We start from the raw sequence: 16,801 nt of genomic DNA, 5'->3' as shown, positions 1-16,801 counted from the left end.
GTCATCCCTTGATGTACGGCTTGCCCGCTGCCGCGGGGCCGCGGATCTGCCCCGCGAAGCCGGCGACGGCGATGATGGTCACGACGTACGGAAGCATCAGCATGAACTCGCTGGGGATCGGCGTCCGCAGCACCGTGAGGAGGTTCTGCAGGTTCGTCGCGAAGCCGAACAGCAGCGCCGCCAGCGTCGCGCGGATCGGATCCCAGCGGCCGAAGATGACGGCCGCGAGGGCGATGAAGCCGAGGCCCGCCGTCATCTCCTTGGTGAACTGCCCCACCGAGACCAGCGTGAAGTACGCCCCGCCGATTCCGGCGATGGCGCCCGCGAGCGAGACGTTCCAGAAGCGGCTCGTGTTCACCTTGATGCCCACGGTGTCGGCGGCCTGCGGGTGCTCGCCGACCGCGCGCAGGCGCAGGCCCCACCGGGTGCGGTACAGGCCCCACGCCACCACCGCGACCGTGATGTACATGAGGTAGACGATGAACGTCTGGTTGAACAGCACCGGCCCGATGATCGGGATCTCGCCGAGCACCGGGATCTCCCAGCGCGTGAAGCGCACCGGGCGGTTGAGCTCGGACTCGTTGGGCACCAGCAGCGCGCCGTAGAGGAATCCGGTCAGGCCGGTGACCAGGACGTTCAGGACCACACCGACGATCACCTGGTCGACGAGGTACTTGATCGAGAACGCGGCCAGCACGAACGCCACGAGCACGCCGCCGACCATCGCGCCGACGAGGCCGACGAACGGGTTGTGCGTGATGCTCGCCAGCAGCGCCGCGCTGAACGCCCCGAACAGGAACTGACCCTCGATCGCGACGTTGACCACGCCGACGCGCTCGCCGATGACGCCGCCCAGGGCGCCGAAGATCAGCGGGATCGACAGCGACAGCGCGCCGAAGAGCAGCCCCGTGACGGGCACGAGACCGCCGGCGGAGGCCCACACCAGGAACGCGAACACGGCGAGGACGCCGAACACGATCGGAAGCCACATGCCGGTGCGGCGATACGAGACCGCGTTCCAGAAGGCCAACAGGGTCAGCAGGACGAGCAGGACGATCAGGATCCAGCACGTCGGCGCCGTCGGGACGCTGACGTTCGGCAGCGCGATGGACGAGCCGGGGTCGCCCAGCCGGAACGTGCTGACGCCGTCGCGCGGCACGAGGAGGAACAGCAGGGCCAGCAGCACCGTCGCGATGGCGAGGGTGATGGGCATCTTCAGATGGCGGACCTTCACCGTGGAGTGCTGCACGGTGCTTCCTGCGGCGGGAGCGGGGGCGAGGGCGGTCATGCGGACACCGCCTTCTTCGCGGCCTTGGCTCTGGCCTTCGCGGCCTTCTCGGCATCGGTTTTGGGCAGGAAGAAGATCGTGCGGATCAGCGGCGGTGCGGCGATGAACAGCACGATGAGCGACTGCACGACCAGCACGATGTCGACCGGGATGCCCTGCGAGGCCTGCATCGTGAACGATCCGGCCTTGAGCGCGCCGAACAGCAGGCCCGCCGCGAACACGCCCCACGCCCGGCTGCGGCCGAGGAGCGCCACGGTGATCGCGTCGAAGCCGATGCCCGCGTCGATGAGGCCGTCGAAGCCCGTGGTCACCGAGCCCTGGATCTGGTTCATGCCGGCCAGGCCGGCGAGGCCGCCGGCGAAGAGCATCGCGTAGATGTACATGCGCTGCACCGAGATGCCCGCCGCCCGCGCGGCGTGCGGGTTCTCACCCACGGCACGCAGCCGGAAGCCGAGGCCGGAGCGCTCGACGAGCCACCAGACGAAGACGGTGGCCCCGATCACGATGATGAAGCCCCAGTCCAGCAGCGGGAAGCGCGGCCCGAGCAGTTCGGGGAACTGCGCGTTCGCGGGGGTCGCCGACGAGATCGGCTGGTCCCCGGCGGGCCGCTGCAGGATGCCGGAGGTGCGCACCATCCACGTCACGAGGTAGAACGCGACGTAGTTGAGCATGATCGTGAGGATGACCTCGTGGGCACCGGTGCGGGCCTTCAGCACACCGACGATGCCACCCCAGATCGCGCCGCCGGCGATGCCTGCGGCGAGCGTCAGCGGCAGCTGCAGGAACATCGGGAGGTTGAGGTTGAACGTCAGCAGCGCCGCCGTCGCACAGGCGATGAGGATCTGGCCGCGACCGCCGATGTTGAACAGGCCGACGCGGAACGCCAGCGCCACGCCGAGGCCCGCGGCGATCAGCGGCGCCGCGAACCCGAGGGTGTTGGTCAGCGGGCGGATCTGCGTCGCGAAGTCATTGGCGCGGGGGTTGAAGATGGCGCCGCGGAACATCGCCTCGTACCCGCCGTACACCGCGTTCCAGATGGCCGCGAGTGTGTCGGTGGGGCGGGCGAAGAAGTACCCCGCCGCCTCCTGGACGTCCTCGTCGGTGAGCGCCATGAGGATGCCGCCGACGACCATGGCCACGACGATCGCGAGAACGGTCGTCACCCAGTTGCTGCGCAGCAGCTCTTTGATGAAGACGTTCTGCCGGGGCGGCGGCGGCACCTCGCCGTCGACGGCGCCGGGCGCGGTCGGCGTGGGTGCGGGGAGGTCGGGCGACCCCGTCAGGGGTCCGGAGACCGGGGGCAGCTGCTCGGGGGGCAGTCCACCCTTCAGCGGTTCGCCGCTCGCGGCAGGGGTCTGACCGCTCACGCGACCGCCTCCTCAGGCTTCTCGCCGGCCATCATCAGGCCGAGAACGTCACGGGGGGTTCCGCCGGGCACGATGCCGACGATCGCACCGCGGTACATGACGGCGATGCGGTCGGCCAGCGCGGCGACCTCGTCGAGCTCCGTGGAGACGACGACGACGGGGATGCCGGCATCGCGGGTCTCGACGATGCGCTTGTGGATGAACTCGATTGAGCCGACGTCGACGCCGCGCGTGGGCTGCGCGGCGACGAGGAGCTTGAGGTCGCGGCTCATCTCCCGGGCGATGACGACCTTCTGCTGGTTCCCGCCCGAGAGCGTGCCGGCGGGCAGGTCCGGGCCCTGCGTGCGGATGTCGTACTCGGCGATCCGCGCCCTGGCGAACTCGTCCAGCACGCCCCGGCGGATCGTGCCGCCCGAGATGAAGGCGCTGTCGCCGGAGCGGTCGAGGATCAGATTCTCGGCGACGGTGAAGGTGCCGACGAGGCCGTCCTCGGTGCGGTCCTCGGGGACGAACCCGACACCCTCGTCGAGGATGCCGCGCACGCTCCTGCCGACGAGCTCGACGCCGTCGAGCTCGATCGAACCGGTCACGCGGTCGGCGAGGCCAACCATGGCCTCGATGAGCTCGGTCTGGCCGTTGCCCTGCACACCGGCCACCGCGAGGATCTCGCCGGGCCGCACGTCGAAGCTCACGTCGTCGACGACGACGGTGCCGTCGGCGGCGACGACGCGCAGATCGCGCACCTCCAGGCCGCCCGTGCCGGGCGTGGCCGGCTCCTTGTGGACGGTGAGCTCGACGGCGCGGCCCACCATGAGCGACGCGAGCTCGGCGTTGGACGCGGTGGGCGCGGCCTCGCCCACGACCTTGCCGAGCCGGATGACGGTGATGCGGTCGGCGACGGCGCGGACCTCGCGGAGCTTGTGGGTGATGAAGACGATCGAGGTGCCCTCGTCGCGCAGCTGCCGCATGATCGCCATCAGCTCGTCGGTCTCCTGCGGCGTGAGCACCGCGGTGGGCTCGTCGAACACGAGCACCTTCGCGTCGCGGGAGAGCGCCTTGATGATCTCGACGCGCTGCTGGACTCCGACGGGGAGGTCGCCGACGATCGCGTCGGGATCCACCTCGAACCCGAACCGGTCGGCGACGGCGCGCACGTGCTGGCGCGCCTTGGCGAGGTCGAGGGCGCCGAGCGCCTTGGTGTCCTCGTGGCCCAGCATGACGTTCTCGGCCACGGTGAAGACGGGGATGAGCATGAAGTGCTGGTGCACCATGCCGATGCCGGCGTTCATCGCGTCGCCGGGGCCGCGGAAGTGCTGGACGACGTCGTTCAGCAGGATCTCGCCCTCGTCCGCCTGATACAGGCCGTAGAGGACGTTCATGAGCGTGGACTTGCCGGCGCCGTTCTCCCCCAGAAGAGCGTGGATCTCACCCGGTTGGACCACCAGATCGATGTGGTCGTTCGCGACGAGGGAGCCGAACCGCTTCGTGATGCCACGGAGCTCGAGCTTCATATCTGCACCTTATATATCCATTCGGCGGTGGCGCCATGGTGGCTGCCGTGCCCGGAAGAACGCGGCCGGGTGGAATCGTCCACCCGGCCGCGTGTCACACCTGCCCTGCCTTACGGCGAGCTGGGCGAGGTGACCTCGAGCTCACCCGAGATGATCTGCTCGCGCAGCGCGTCGAGCTCGTCGGTCAGACCCTCGGGCAGCTGCGACTCGAACGAGCCGAAGCCGGAGAGGCCGACGCCCTCGTTCTCGAGCGTGCCGACGTAGGGGGTGACGTCGAAGTCACCGGTCGACGCCTCGAGCGTGGCCTGGTAGACGGCCTCGTCGATGCGCTTCATGATCGAGACGAGCACCATGTCGGCGACCGACGGGTCGGCCACGGCGAGGTCGGAGTCCACACCGAGCATGACGGTGCCGGTGCCGCCGTCGGTGATGGCGTCGCGGGCGCTCTGGTAGATCGGGCCGCCGACCGGGAGGATGACGTCGACGCCCTGGTCGAGCACGCCCTGCATGGCCTGCTTGGCGGTGTCGTTGGCCTGGAAGCCACCGGTCATCGAGCCCTGCTGAGCCTCGACGTCCCAGCCGAAGGTCTCGACGTTGGCGCCCTTGTCCTCGTTGTACTTCTCGACGCCGTCGACGAAGCCGTCCATGAAGATGGTCACCGGCGGGATCGGGATGCCGCCGACCGTGCCGACCTTGTTGACGCCGGACTGCGCCGACCACGCGGCCGCGGCGTAGCCGCCGAGGTACGCGGCCTGGACCGTGTCGAACATGAGCGGCTTGATGTTGGGGGCGTCGGTGGTGCCGTCGCCGATGTCGTTGCCCTCGTCGTCCTTGGCGCCGGTGTTGTCGGCCCAGTCGTCGATGATGGCGTAGCTCACCTCGGGGTTGGCGTTGGCCGACGTGATGGTGTCGGCCGAGAGCTTGAAGCCGACCGACACGATGAACGTGCAGCCCTCGGCGATCAGGTTCTCGAGGTTCGGGGCGTAGTCGTTGGCCGAGCTCGACTCGACCTCGATCGCCTCGACGCCGAGCTCCTCGGCGGCGCGCTCCATGCCCTCGAGGGCCGACTGGTTGAACGACTTGTCGTTGAAGCCGCCGTCGTCCGAGACCAGGCAGGGCGTGAAGCCCTCGACGACGTCGCCGCCTGCGTCACCGGTGGGGTCCGTCTCCTCCGGGGCGGAGCCGCAGCCCGCGAGGGCGATCAGCATGCCCGCGGCGACGGTGACGCCGACGAGCTTCTTGGTGCGTGAGATGGTCAACTCAGCCTCCACTACGTTCCCCCGCGGCCTTCACGGGGACTGCATCAAGTTACCCATTGTGACGCCGGAGTTGCATGCGTCCGGGCCCCCGCGAGCGGAATGGTTACAAAGACGCAATATCGCGAGACGAGTTCGATACCGGATGCCGCGGCTCGCGGCATCCGGTCCCATCACTTCCTCGTCAGAGCACCTCGCCGCGCCCGCTCAGCTTGAGCGCGTCGACGACGCCCTTCACCCGCTGCGCATGCTCGCTCGTGGTGACCAGGAGGGCGTCCTCGGTGTCGACGACCACGATGTCGCGCACCCCGATGACGCTGATCACGCGGCGGGTCTGGCTGACGACGATGCCGCTGGCGGCGTCGGACAGCACCCGTGCATTCTCACCCAGGATCGCCAGATCGTTCTTGCGCCCGCCGGAGTTGAGCTTGGCGAGACTGGCGAAGTCGCCCACGTCGTCCCAGTCGAAGTGCCCGGGGATCACGGCGAGGCGGCCCTTCGCCGCGGCGGGCTCGGCGACGGCGTAGTCGATGGCGATCTTGGTGAGGGTCGGCCAGACGCGGTCCACGACCGGGCCGCGGCGGTCGCGGTCGTCCCAGGCCTCGGCCAGGTCCATGAGGCCCGCGTACAGGTGGGGGTCGCTCTCGGCGATCTCTCCCAGCAGCACGTCGGCGCGCGTGATGAACATGCCCGCGTTCCACAGGTAGTTGCGGTCGGCGAAGTACTCCTTGGCGGTCTCCAGGTCGGGCTTCTCCACGAAGCTCTCCACCAGGGCCGCCTCGGGCGCACCCTCCACGGTCAGCGCGTCGCCCTTGCGGATGTAGCCGAAGCCGACCGACGGCTCGGAGGGCTGGATGCCGATTGTGCAGATGTACCCCTCGCGGGCGGTGGCGACCGCCTGGCGCACGGCCCAGTCGAACAGCTGCGGCACGCGGATGACGTGGTCGGCTGCGAAGGATCCGATGATGACGTCGGGCTCCCGGCGCGCCAGGATCGCCGCGGCGAGGCCGATCGCCGCGGTGGAGTCGCGCGGCTCGGACTCGAGGAAGACGTTGTGGTCGGGGATGCCCGGGAGCTCCCTCTCCACGGCCGCGCGATGGGCGCGACCGGTCACCACGGCGATGCGGTCCGCACCGGCCAGGGGCTCCAGCCGGTCCCAGGTGTCGCGCAGCAGGGTGCGCCCGGAGCCGGTGAGATCGTGCAGGAACTTGGGGGCGTCGGCTCGCGAGAGCGGCCAGAGCCGGCTGCCGATGCCACCCGCGGGGATGACGGCGTAGAAGTCGTCGATGCGTCCGGACATGACCCCAGGCTATCGGGCCGGTTTTCGCCGGGATGGCGCGCGCGTGGCGGGCGCATGACGACGGCGGCGGGCATCGCCTGCCCGCCGCCGTCGTGGAGGTCAGCCCCTTCTCGGCGAGATGCCGGGCGTGGCGTCGCGCAGCGACGCGAGCATGACGTCGAAGGCCGGCTTCGGCGAGAAGTCGTCCTCGAAGATCGTCGCCCAGCCCTCGCCGGGGAAGACGGCGGGAACCCACGAGTTGGCATCCGGGAAGCCCCACACGGTGAACGACGAACATGCGGGGACGTTCAGGCACGCCTCGAGCATCGCGTCGTAGCGCGCGGCCTGCTCGGCGACCTGGGCAGGCGTCGGGCCCGTCTCACCGTCGAGCAGCGGGATGCGCACGTCCGCTTCCGTCACGGCGACCTTCAGTCCCAGCGCGGCGAACCGCTCGAAGTTCGCCTGGATGGAGGTGTCGAAGCCGTACAGCAGGCTGAGGTGCCCCTGCGCGCCGAACCCGCTCAGGGGCACGCCGTCGGCGAGCAGGCGCTGCGCGAGGTCGTAGTACGCGTCGGTCTTCTCGTTGATGCCCTCGGCGTTGTAGTCGTTGAGGAACAGCACGGCGTCGGGATCGGCCTCGTGCGCCCAGCGGAAGGCATCCCCGATGAGCGCGACCGGGTCGTCGGCGCACGCCCGGAGGAACGGGTTGGCCTCGGTGCGGAGCCGGACCCCGCCCGCGTCCCAGTTGTCCTGGAAGATCTCGTTCGCGACGTCCCACTCGTAGATCTCGCCCTTGAAGTGGCCGACCACGGTGCGGATGTGGTCCTCCAGCACGGCCCGAGCGTCGTCGCAGGTCCACGTGCTGCTCGCCGCGGTCACCCAGGCCGGGTTCTGGCTGTGCCAGAGGAGCGTGTGGCCGCGGACCTCCTGACCGTTCGCCTCGGCGAAGGCGACCAGCGCGTCGGCGGACGCGAAGTCGTACACGTCGGGCGCCGGGTGGATGGCATCCCACTTCATGTCGTTCTCGGGGGTCACCGAGGAGAACTGGGCGCCGAGGACCCGCTGCAGCTCCGTCGGCGCGGCGGGGTCATAGGAGAGGAGATCCCGCTGCGCCCAGACGGCGCTGCCGATCGCGAGATCGCGCGGGGCCTGATTGCGCAGGGTGTCCTTGTCGGCGTGGCTGAATCCGGGCGGCTCGGCGTTGGCGGCCGTGCCCGCCCAGAGGGGCACCACGAGGGAAGCGGCGGCCGTGGCCACCAGAAGCGATCGAAGGGATCGACGCATGGAGAACTCCTGACATCTTCGTCGGCGTCGCCGCAGCGACGCATATGTTCTTGTGTCCAACAAAAGCTAGGCGGGGTCTCCCGGGCGGGCAAAGAGTTTCGGCGCATTTTCGACACCGGCCGCGACCGGACCCGGCCGAGCGCTGCCGAGGTGGCCGCCGGGCGAAACAAACGGTGTTCTTCACGCATGCGAAGATCCCTCCGGAAGAAGGCATCGTAAGGATGCCCTTCGTCGCCCGTGCCCCGAATGCGGGAATAGGATGGACGCAGCGCCCGCGTGACGCCGACGGCCCGAAGCCCACCGTTTGGGGCCCTCTCCGGGGGCCGTCCTCGTCCGCCGAGGCCGCCCCACCGTGTTTCGATCCAAGGAGGACGCACGTGTCTGCACCAGCACGCGTCACACCGTCGGTATCCGAGACCACCTCCCGAGTCCCCCGCGGCACCCTCTACCGCGGGAACGAGGGCATGTGGTCATGGGTGCTCCACCGCATCACCGGCGTCGCCATCTTCTTCTTCCTCCTCGTGCACATCCTCGACACGGCCCTGATCCGGGTCGCGCCGGACGCGTACGACGCAGTGATGAGCTCGTACAAGAACCCGATCATGGGGCTCGGCGAGGTCGTGCTGGTCGGCGCCGTCGCCTATCACGCCTACAACGGGCTGCGGATCATCCTGGTCGACTTCTGGCCCTGGGCGACCCGCCACCAGCGCCAGCTGTGGTGGGGCGTCATCGCCCTGTTCCTGGCGACGATGATCCCCTTCGCCGTACGCCACCTGTCGATCGTCTTCGCCTACGGCTGGGGAGGAGAGCACTGATGACCCTCGGACAGACGCAGGGCGGCGCCGCGATCGCCGACCCCCGCTCCCCGCGCACCGCGGTGCGCCGCAAGGGACCGAACCTCGAGAAGTGGGGCTGGATCTACATGCGCGCCTCGGGCGTGCTGCTGGTGGTGCTGATCTTCGGCCACCTCTTCGTCAACCTCATGCTCGGCGAGGGCATCCACGGCATCGACTTCGCCTTCGTCGCCGGCAAGTTCGCCTCGCCGTTCTGGCAGTGGTGGGACGTGCTGATGCTCTGGCTCGCCCTCATCCACGGCGCCAACGGCATGCGGACGATCGTGAACGACTACGTCATGCACGACAAGACCCGCCGGGTGCTGGTGTGGGCGCTGTGGCTCACCGCCGCCTTCCTCATCCTCCTCGGCACGCTCGTGGTCTTCACCTTCGACCCGTGCATCCCCAACCTCAGCGACGGAAGCGTCCTGGCCGAGATCTGCAGCGCCTGACGCAGACCCCCTCGCCACGACTCAGAACGCAGCACAGAACAGAGGCACCCCACACGTGAGCACTCAGACCGCGGACTCCTACGTCAAGGACGGCGTCCACTACCACCAGTTCGACATCGTCATCGTGGGGGCCGGCGGCGCGGGCATGCGCGCCGCCATCGAGGCCGGCCCCGGCGCGAAGACCGCCGTCATCACCAAGCTGTACCCCACCCGCTCCCACACCGGCGCGGCGCAGGGCGGCATGGCGGCGGCGCTGGCCAACGTCGAAGAGGACTCCTGGGAGTGGCACACCTTCGACACCGTCAAGGGCGGCGACTACCTGGTCGACCAGGACGCGGCCGAGATCCTCGCGAAGGAGGCCATCGACGCGGTCATCGACCTCGAGAACATGGGCCTGCCCTTCAACCGCACGCCCGAGGGCAAGATCGACCAGCGCCGCTTCGGCGGCCACACCGCCGATCACGGCAAGACCCCGGTGCGCCGCGCCTGCTACGCCGCCGACCGCACCGGCCACATGATCCTGCAGACGCTGTTCCAGAACTGCGTCAAGCTCGGCATCAACTTCTTCAACGAGTTCTACGTCCTCGACCTCATCACGGTGAAGAACGCCGACGGCGGCACCGAGGTCGCGGGCGTCGTGGCGTACGAGCTCGCCACGGGCGACCTGCACGTGTTCCACTCGAAGGCCGTGATCTTCGCCACCGGCGGCTTCGGCAAGATCTTCAAGACGACTTCCAACGCCCACACCCTCACCGGTGACGGCGTCGGCATCATCTGGCGCAAGGGCCTGCCCCTGGAGGACATGGAGTTCTTCCAGTTCCACCCGACGGGCCTCGCCGGACTCGGCATCCTGCTCACCGAGGGCGCGCGCGGCGAGGGGGCGATCCTGCGGAACGTGAGCGGCGAGCGCTTCATGGAGCGCTACGCGCCGACCATCAAGGACCTCGCGCCCCGCGACATCGTCAGCCGCTGCATGGTGCAGGAGGTCGCCGAAGGACGCGGCGCCGGCCCGCACCGCGACTACGTGCTGCTGGACTGCACCCACCTGGGCGCCGAGGTCCTCGAGACCAAGCTCCCCGACATCACCGAGTTCGCCCGCACCTACCTCGGCGTCGACCCGGTGGTGGAGCCCGTGCCCGTCATGCCGACCGCGCACTACGCGATGGGCGGCATCCCGACCAACAACGACGCGCAGGTGCTCAGCGACAACACCACGGTCGTCCCGGGCCTGTACGCCGCCGGCGAGTGCGCGTGCGTGTCGGTACACGGCTCCAACCGCCTCGGCACCAACTCGCTCCTGGACATCAACGTGTTCGGCAAGCGGGCCGGCCGCAACGCGGTCCAGTACGTGCAGAGCGCCGACTTCGTGCCGCTGCCCGAAGACCCCGCCGCCGAGGTGCGCAACCTGATCGAGGGCCTGCGCAACAACCAGGGCACCGAGCGCATCGCCGTCCTGCGCAAGAAGCTGCAGGACGAGATGGACCGCAAGGCCCAGGTCTTCCGCACCGAGGAGTCGCTCGGCGAGGTCCTCGAGGTCATCGAGGAGCTCCGCGAGCGCTTCCGGAACGTGCACGTCGACGACAAGGGCAAGCGGTTCAACACCGACCTGCTCGAGGCCGTCGAGCTCGGCTTCCTGCTCGACATCGCGGAGGTCGTCGTCGTCACCGCGCGCAACCGCAAGGAGAGCCGCGGCGGTCACATGCGCGACGACTTCCCCCAGCGCGACGACGAGAACTACATGCAGCACACGATGGCGTATCTCTCGGGGGATGCCGGCTCGTCGAAGGCCGACGACCACATCCGCCTCGACTGGAAGCCCGTCGTGGTGACCCGCTACCAGCCGATGGAGAGGAAGTACTGATGGCCACCTCGGCAACCGACGTCATCGAGCGCACCGACGCCGACGCCCCCGTGCGCGCGCAGGAGACCGCGAGCGACACCGGCATCCAGTCGTTCCTCGTCACGTTCATCATCCGTCGCTTCGACCCGGAGGTCGACGAGGAGCCGCGCTGGGTCGACTACGACGTCGAGCTCTATTCGACCGACCGCGTGCTGGACGCGCTCCACAAGATCAAGTGGGAGGTCGACGGGTCGCTGACCTTCCGGCGCTCGTGCGCCCACGGGATCTGCGGCTCCGACGCGATGCGCATCAACGGCCGCAACCGCCTGGCGTGCAAGACCCTCATCAAGGATCTCGACATCTCCCAGCCGATCTACGTCGAGGCGATCAAGGGCCTGCCGCTGGAGAAGGACCTCGTCGTCGACATGGAGCCCTTCTTCGCGTCGTACCGCGAGGTGCAGCCGTTCCTCATCGCGAGCTCCACGCCGGAGCCGGGCAAGGAGCGCATCCAGTCCATCGTCGACCGCGAGGTCTTCGACGACACCACGAAGTGCATCCTGTGCGCCGCGTGCACCTCGTCGTGCCCGGTGTTCTGGACAGACGGCCAGTACTTCGGACCGGCCGCGATCGTCAACGCCCACCGCTTCATCTTCGACTCGCGCGACGACGCCGGCGATGTGCGCCTCGACATCCTCAACGACAAGGAGGGCGTGTGGCGCTGCCGCACCACCTTCAACTGCACCGAGGCGTGCCCCCGCGGCATCGAGGTCACCAAGGCCATCGCCGAGGTGAAGCAGGCGGTTCTGCGCGGACGCCCGTAGACGCCGCGCACGCTGGACGACCGGATGCCGCATCGCACTGCGATGCGGCATCGGTCTGTCGATAATGTGAGGTCCGTGAGCCATCGGGACGACGCGCAGGAGAAGCCGCGCCGCCATGCGCAGGGCCACGAGCAAGCCCGGGACCAGGCCGACGCCGCCCAGCGCGAGGAGGAGTCGCTCCGCGCGCGGTGGGAGGCGACGCAGACGAGCCTGCGTCAGCGCTTCGACGAGCCGCTGAGCCGCGCGACGGCGATCACGCAGCGCACGCTCGCCTGGTTCCCGGTGCGCGTGTGGCGCCACTTCCTGCAGCACAACGGCTTCCTGCTCGCGGCGGGCGTGAGCTACCAGGCGCTGTTCGCGACGTTCGCGGCGATCTATGTGGCGTTCGCGATCACCGGCCTCTGGCTCGGCGGCAGCGAGCAGGCCATCGAGGGCCTCATCGACCTCATCAACAGCTACATCCCCGGTCTCATCGCGCCGGAGGGCGGGCTGTTCACCCCCGACCAGGTGACCGAGGTCGCCACGAGCAACGCCGGCGTGCTCGGCATCACAGGCATCATCGCGCTCGGCACCCTGATCTGGACCGCGATCGGGTTCGTCACCTTCACGCGCCGCGCGGTGCGCGACATCTTCGGCCTGCCGCCCGACAGCCGCAGCTACGTCTACCTGAAGGTGCGCGACCTCATCGGCGCCGGGCTGTTCGCGCTCGCCCTCGTGCTGGGCTTCGCGGCCACCTCGATCGGGACGTGGGCGCTGACGTGGGTGTTCTCGATCCTCGGCTGGGACGACGCGTCGGGGTGGATCGGGGTCACGGCCACCGTCGGCACGATCCTCATCTCGTTCGCCATCTACAGCGCCGCGCTCGGCGCGCTCATCCGCTTCCTCACCGGGACCGAGCTCCCCCCGCGGCGGATCATCCCCGGCGCCCTGCTCGGCGGGGGCGCGATCACCGTCCTGCAGCTGTTCACCGGCTGGCTCTTCGTCTACACGCCGACGAACGCGCTGCTGGCCACCTTCGCGATCTTCGTCGGCCTGCTGCTGTGGTTCCGCATCATCGGCATCATCATGCTCGTCGCCGCCGCGTGGATCGCGGTGTCGGCGCAGGACGAGGAGATCCCCCTCCTGCCGCAGACGGAGGCCGACCGGCTGGCGGCCGAGCATGCGGCGCTCCTGGTCGCCGCGCGCGTGCGCCTGCGCACCGCCGAGGAGGCGCGCGACAGCGCGCCGTGGTACCGGATCTGGACGGCGAACCGCGCCGTCCGCGCCGCCGAGGACGAGCTGGCCCAGGTCGAGGCGGCGACGCCGCCCGTGCAGAAGAAGGCCGGCAGCCTGTTCGAGTGAGTGTCGGCGGTGCCGGATAGTCTTGCCGTCGTGTCTCGCCGTGTTCGCATCGCCTCTGTCAACGTCAACGGGATCCGCGCGGCGACGCGGAAGGGCATGCTCGAGTGGCTCGACGCCGCCGACATCGACGTGATGGCGCTGCAGGAGGTGCGCGCGACCGAGGACGAGCTGCGCGCGGCCCTGCCCGGGTGGGAGATCGTCAACGACGAGGCGCTGGCGAAGGGCCGCGCCGGCGTCGCCGTGGCCAGCCGGATGCCCTCGGTCGAGGTGCGGCGGGTGCTCGGGCCCGCGGCGGAGGACGCCGCCGATGTGCTCGACAGCGCGGGCCGCTGGATCGAGGCCGACTTCGACATCGACGGCGAGCGCCTGATCGTGGTCAGCGCCTACGTCCACACCGGAGAGGCCGAGACGCCGAAACAGGACGCCAAGTGGGCCTTCCTCGATGCGATGGAGAAGCGGATGCCGCAGCTGCGCGCCGCCTCGCCGCTCGCCCTCGTGATGGGCGACCTCAACGTCGGGCACCGCGAGTTCGACATCCGCAACTGGAAGGGCAACGTCAAGAAGGCCGGCTTCCTCCCCCGCGAGCGGGCGTACTTCGACCGGTTCTTCGGCGACGAGGGTGCCGACGTCACGGGCGCCGACGGGTCGGTCGGCCCGGGCCTCGGCTGGGTCGACGTCGGCCGCCGGTTCCACGGCGACGTCGACGGCCCCTACACGTGGTGGTCGATGCGCGGACGCGCGTTCGACAACGACACCGGGTGGCGGATCGACTACCACCTCGCGACGCCCGAGCTGGGGGCGCGGGTCGCCGACTATCGCGTGGTGCGGGCGCCCTCGTGGGACACCCGGTGGAGCGACCACTCCCCCGTCGTCGCGGACTACACGATCGGCCGCTGACCGCTCGCCGAGCCGCGCCGGCACCCGCGGGCGGCGCGGAGCGGCGGCATCCGCTTTGTAGGATTGTCGGATGACCAAGTCGCGTCTCTATTCCGGCATGCAGCCCTCCGCCGACTCGCTCCAGATCGGCAACTACATCGGGGCCCTCATGCAGTGGCGCGATCTGCAGGAGTCCTACGACGCGTTCTTCTCGGTGGTCGACCTCCACGCGATCACCGTCGCGCAGGATCCCGAGCACCTCCGCGAGAAGACGCGCCGCACGGCCGCGCAGTACATCGCGGCGGGGATCGAGCCGTCGAAGTCGACGCTGTACGTGCAGTCGCACGTGCCCGCGCACCCCGAGCTCGCGTGGATCCTGTCGACGATCACCGGCTTCGGCGAGGCCGGCCGCATGACGCAGTTCAAAGACAAGTCGCAGCGCTACGGCACGGACGCGACCTCCGTCGGGCTCTTCACCTACCCGGTGCTGATGGCCGCCGACATCCTGCTCTACCAGACCGACATCGTGCCTGTCGGCGACGACCAGAAGCAGCACGTCGAGCTCACGCGCGACCTCGCCGAGCGCTTCAACAGCCGCTTCGGCAAGACGTTCCGCGTGCCGACGCCGGTCATCCAGCAGGAGACCGCGCGCATCTACGACCTGCAGAACCCGACCGCGAAGATGTCGAAGTCTGCCGAGACGGATGCCGGCGTGCTCTGGCTGCTGGACGACCCGGCGGTCTCGGCGAAGAAGATCATGCGCGCCGTGACCGACTCCGAGGGGTCGGTGCGGTACGACCGCGAGACCAAGCCCGGCGTGTCGAACCTGCTGGTGATCTACGCGGCGCTGACGGGCCGCCAGATCCCGGCGATCGAGGACGAGTACGCGGGCCGCGGCTACGGCGACTTCAAGAAGGGCCTGGCCGAGGTCGTGGTGAACGAGTTCGGTCCCGTGCGCGAGCGCGCCCTGCAGATGCTCGACGACCCGGCAGAGCTCGACCGCGTGCTGGCCGCGAACGCCGCCAAGGCCGAAGAAGTCGCCAACCGCACGCTCGCCGACGTCTACGACAAGGTGGGGCTGCTCCGCCGTACCCGCTGACTCCCCGGCCTGCCGCGGGCAACCCGGCGCGCCCGGCCCTAGGCTGGGCCGATGGAGCCGGTCGTCCTGCGCACGCCTCGCCTCGAGCTGTCGCTCCCCCGGGAGGCCGATGTCGACCTGATCCACGCGGCCTGCCAGGATGCCGACATCCAGCGGTACACCCCGGTGCCGGTCCCGTACGAGCGGGAGCACGCGGCGGCGTTCGTGGAGCGCATCCCGCGCGACTGGGAGGCGGGCCAGCACCTGACCTGGATCATCCGCGAGAGCGACCGCCTCGTCGGCACCATCGGGTTCTACCGCGTCGACGGACGAGGAGCCGGTGAGCTCGGTTACTGGATGGCGCCCTGGTCTCGCGGCGGCGGTCGGCTCCGCGAGGCGGCCGAGGCGGTGATCGACTGGGGGTTCTCGTCCGACGGTCTGGGCCTGGTCCGCATCGAGTGGCGGGCGGTCGTGGGGAACGTCGCCTCTGCCAAGCTCGCCCGCACGCTCGGCTTCCGGTACGAGGGACTGCTGCGCAAGGCGCTGACGGGCGCGCACGGGCGCGACGACGGCTGGATCGCCGGCCTCCTCGCATCCGACGACCGCGGGCCGCAGCGCTGGGCGGTCCTCGCGGACTGACCGGCCCCCGCCGCTCGCCGCGAACCCGGCGGGTTCGGCGGCCCTGCCGTCGCGGGCCCATGGCAGGATGAGCGCATGCCCGAGATGCCCGAGGTTCAGGGGCTCGTCGACTTCCTCCGCGAGCGGCTCACCGGCGTGCGCATCGAGCGCGCCACGGTCGCGAACATCGCGGCGCTGAAGACGTACGACCCGCCGATCGACGCGCTGAAGGACGCCGAGATCACGGGGGCCGAACGCCACGGCAAGTTCATCGACCTCGCCACGACCGGCCCGCACCTGGTGTTCCACCTCGCCAAGGCGGGGTGGCTGCGCTGGTACGACGAGCTGCCGAAGACCGTGATCCGCCCCGGCAAGACACCGATCGCGCTGCGCGTGGCGCTCGCCGACGGCGCGGGCTTCGACCTGACCGAGGCGGGCACGAAGAAGTCGCTCGCCGTCTACGTCGTGCGCGAGCCCGCCGACGTGCCCGGCATCGCCCGGCTCGGCCCCGACCCGCTCGACCCGTCCTTCTCGCGCGACGTGTTCGCGTCCCTCATCGAGGGCCGGCGCACGCAGATCAAAGGCGTGCTGCGCGACCAGGCGATCATCGCTGGCGTCGGCAACGCCTACTCCGACGAGATCCTCCACGCGGCGAAGATGTCGCCGTACGCGCTCGCGTCCTCGCTGTCGGACGCCGACATCACGCGCCTCTTCGACGCGATGACGCAGACGCTGACGGATGCCGTCGCCGAGGCGTCCGGCAAGCCGCCGGCCGAGCTGAAAGACGCCAAGCGCCGCGGCATGCAGGTGCACGGCCGGCGAGGCGAGACCTGCCCCGTGTGCGGCGACGAGGTGCGCAGCGTGTTCTTCGCCGACAACTCGCTCGAGTACTGTCCGACCTGCCAGACCGGCGGCAGGATCCTCGCGGACCGCCGCCTCTCGCGCCTGCTGAAGTAG

General features: G+C 69.8%; 15 protein-coding genes. 9 read left to right on the top strand and 6 right to left on the bottom strand.

Translation table 11 applies throughout. The annotated features are described in order from the left end of the window. Position 1 precedes the first annotated feature (1 nt). The 6 genes from ACFRAL_RS10225 to ACFRAL_RS10200 all read right to left on the bottom strand — a co-directional run bounded on the left by ACFRAL_RS10225 (position 2) and on the right by ACFRAL_RS10200 (position 7,985). Complete coding sequence (locus ACFRAL_RS10225) at positions 2 to 1,288, bottom strand: ABC transporter permease (protein ID WP_378882405.1); 1,287 nt, start codon at positions 1,286 to 1,288, stop codon at positions 2 to 4. Further along, entirely contained in the window at positions 1,285 to 2,655 is a 1,371-nt protein-coding gene (locus ACFRAL_RS10220) for an ABC transporter permease (RefSeq protein WP_336398406.1), read from the bottom strand. Before ACFRAL_RS10220 ends, ACFRAL_RS10225 begins: the two co-directional genes overlap by 4 nt. Then, complete coding sequence (locus tag ACFRAL_RS10215) at positions 2,652 to 4,166, bottom strand: ABC transporter ATP-binding protein (protein ID WP_378882402.1); 1,515 nt, start codon at positions 4,164 to 4,166, stop codon at positions 2,652 to 2,654. The genes ACFRAL_RS10220 and ACFRAL_RS10215 overlap by 4 nt, the downstream gene beginning before the upstream one ends. A 110-nt stretch (positions 4,167 to 4,276) precedes the next feature. Then, complete coding sequence (locus ACFRAL_RS10210) at positions 4,277 to 5,425, bottom strand: BMP family ABC transporter substrate-binding protein (RefSeq protein WP_336398404.1); 1,149 nt, start codon at positions 5,423 to 5,425, stop codon at positions 4,277 to 4,279. A 181-nt stretch (positions 5,426 to 5,606) separates the two neighbouring features. Further along, complete coding sequence (locus ACFRAL_RS10205) at positions 5,607 to 6,722, bottom strand: mannose-1-phosphate guanylyltransferase (RefSeq protein ID WP_336398403.1); 1,116 nt, start codon at positions 6,720 to 6,722, stop codon at positions 5,607 to 5,609. A gap of 99 nt (positions 6,723 to 6,821) precedes the next feature. After that, positions 6,822 to 7,985 (bottom strand): endo-1,4-beta-xylanase, encoded by a 1,164-nt coding sequence (locus ACFRAL_RS10200; RefSeq protein ID WP_378882398.1) that lies wholly within the window; start codon positions 7,983 to 7,985, stop codon positions 6,822 to 6,824. A 377-nt stretch (positions 7,986 to 8,362) separates the two neighbouring features. Here ACFRAL_RS10200 and sdhC point away from each other — a divergent pair, with 377 nt between their 5' ends. The 9 genes from sdhC (at position 8,363) to ACFRAL_RS10155 (ending at position 16,801) form a co-directional block, all read left to right on the top strand. After that, the gene (gene sdhC, locus ACFRAL_RS10195) at positions 8,363 to 8,800 is read left to right on the top strand and encodes a succinate dehydrogenase, cytochrome b556 subunit (RefSeq protein WP_336398401.1); all 438 of its coding nucleotides are present in this window, start codon (positions 8,363 to 8,365) and stop codon (positions 8,798 to 8,800) included. Beyond that, positions 8,800 to 9,270: a succinate dehydrogenase hydrophobic membrane anchor subunit gene (locus ACFRAL_RS10190; RefSeq protein WP_336398400.1), complete on the top strand. Its 471-nt coding sequence runs from the start codon at positions 8,800 to 8,802 to the stop codon at positions 9,268 to 9,270. The genes sdhC and ACFRAL_RS10190 overlap by 1 nt, the downstream gene beginning before the upstream one ends. A 55-nt stretch (positions 9,271 to 9,325) precedes the next feature. Further along, positions 9,326 to 11,131 (top strand): succinate dehydrogenase flavoprotein subunit, encoded by a 1,806-nt coding sequence (gene sdhA, locus ACFRAL_RS10185; RefSeq protein WP_378882394.1) that lies wholly within the window; start codon positions 9,326 to 9,328, stop codon positions 11,129 to 11,131. Next, entirely contained in the window at positions 11,131 to 11,931 is an 801-nt protein-coding gene (locus tag ACFRAL_RS10180; RefSeq protein ID WP_336398398.1) for a succinate dehydrogenase iron-sulfur subunit, read from the top strand. Before sdhA ends, ACFRAL_RS10180 begins: the two co-directional genes overlap by 1 nt. Positions 11,932 to 12,006: 75 nt before the next feature. Further along, positions 12,007 to 13,272, top strand: a complete 1,266-nt coding sequence (locus ACFRAL_RS10175) for a YihY/virulence factor BrkB family protein (protein WP_336398397.1) — start codon at positions 12,007 to 12,009, stop codon at positions 13,270 to 13,272. Between the two features lie 30 nt (positions 13,273 to 13,302). Beyond that, the gene (locus ACFRAL_RS10170) at positions 13,303 to 14,169 is read left to right on the top strand and encodes an exodeoxyribonuclease III (protein WP_336398396.1); all 867 of its coding nucleotides are present in this window, start codon (positions 13,303 to 13,305) and stop codon (positions 14,167 to 14,169) included. Positions 14,170 to 14,239: 70 nt separating this feature from the next. Next, positions 14,240 to 15,247: a tryptophan--tRNA ligase gene (trpS, locus tag ACFRAL_RS10165; protein WP_336398395.1), complete on the top strand. Its 1,008-nt coding sequence runs from the start codon at positions 14,240 to 14,242 to the stop codon at positions 15,245 to 15,247. A gap of 51 nt (positions 15,248 to 15,298) precedes the next feature. Then, positions 15,299 to 15,865: a GNAT family N-acetyltransferase gene (locus ACFRAL_RS10160; RefSeq protein ID WP_378882388.1), complete on the top strand. Its 567-nt coding sequence runs from the start codon at positions 15,299 to 15,301 to the stop codon at positions 15,863 to 15,865. Positions 15,866 to 15,940: 75 nt separating this feature from the next. After that, positions 15,941 to 16,801 (top strand): Fpg/Nei family DNA glycosylase, encoded by an 861-nt coding sequence (locus tag ACFRAL_RS10155; RefSeq protein WP_378882385.1) that lies wholly within the window; start codon positions 15,941 to 15,943, stop codon positions 16,799 to 16,801.

The sequence above is a fragment of the Microbacterium sp. NPDC056736 genome (genome assembly GCF_042790415.1).
Taxonomy (GTDB): domain Bacteria; phylum Actinomycetota; class Actinomycetes; order Actinomycetales; family Microbacteriaceae; genus Microbacterium.
The sequence above is the reverse complement of the archived record's forward strand: the minus strand, read 5'-3'. Positions and strand labels throughout refer to the sequence as shown.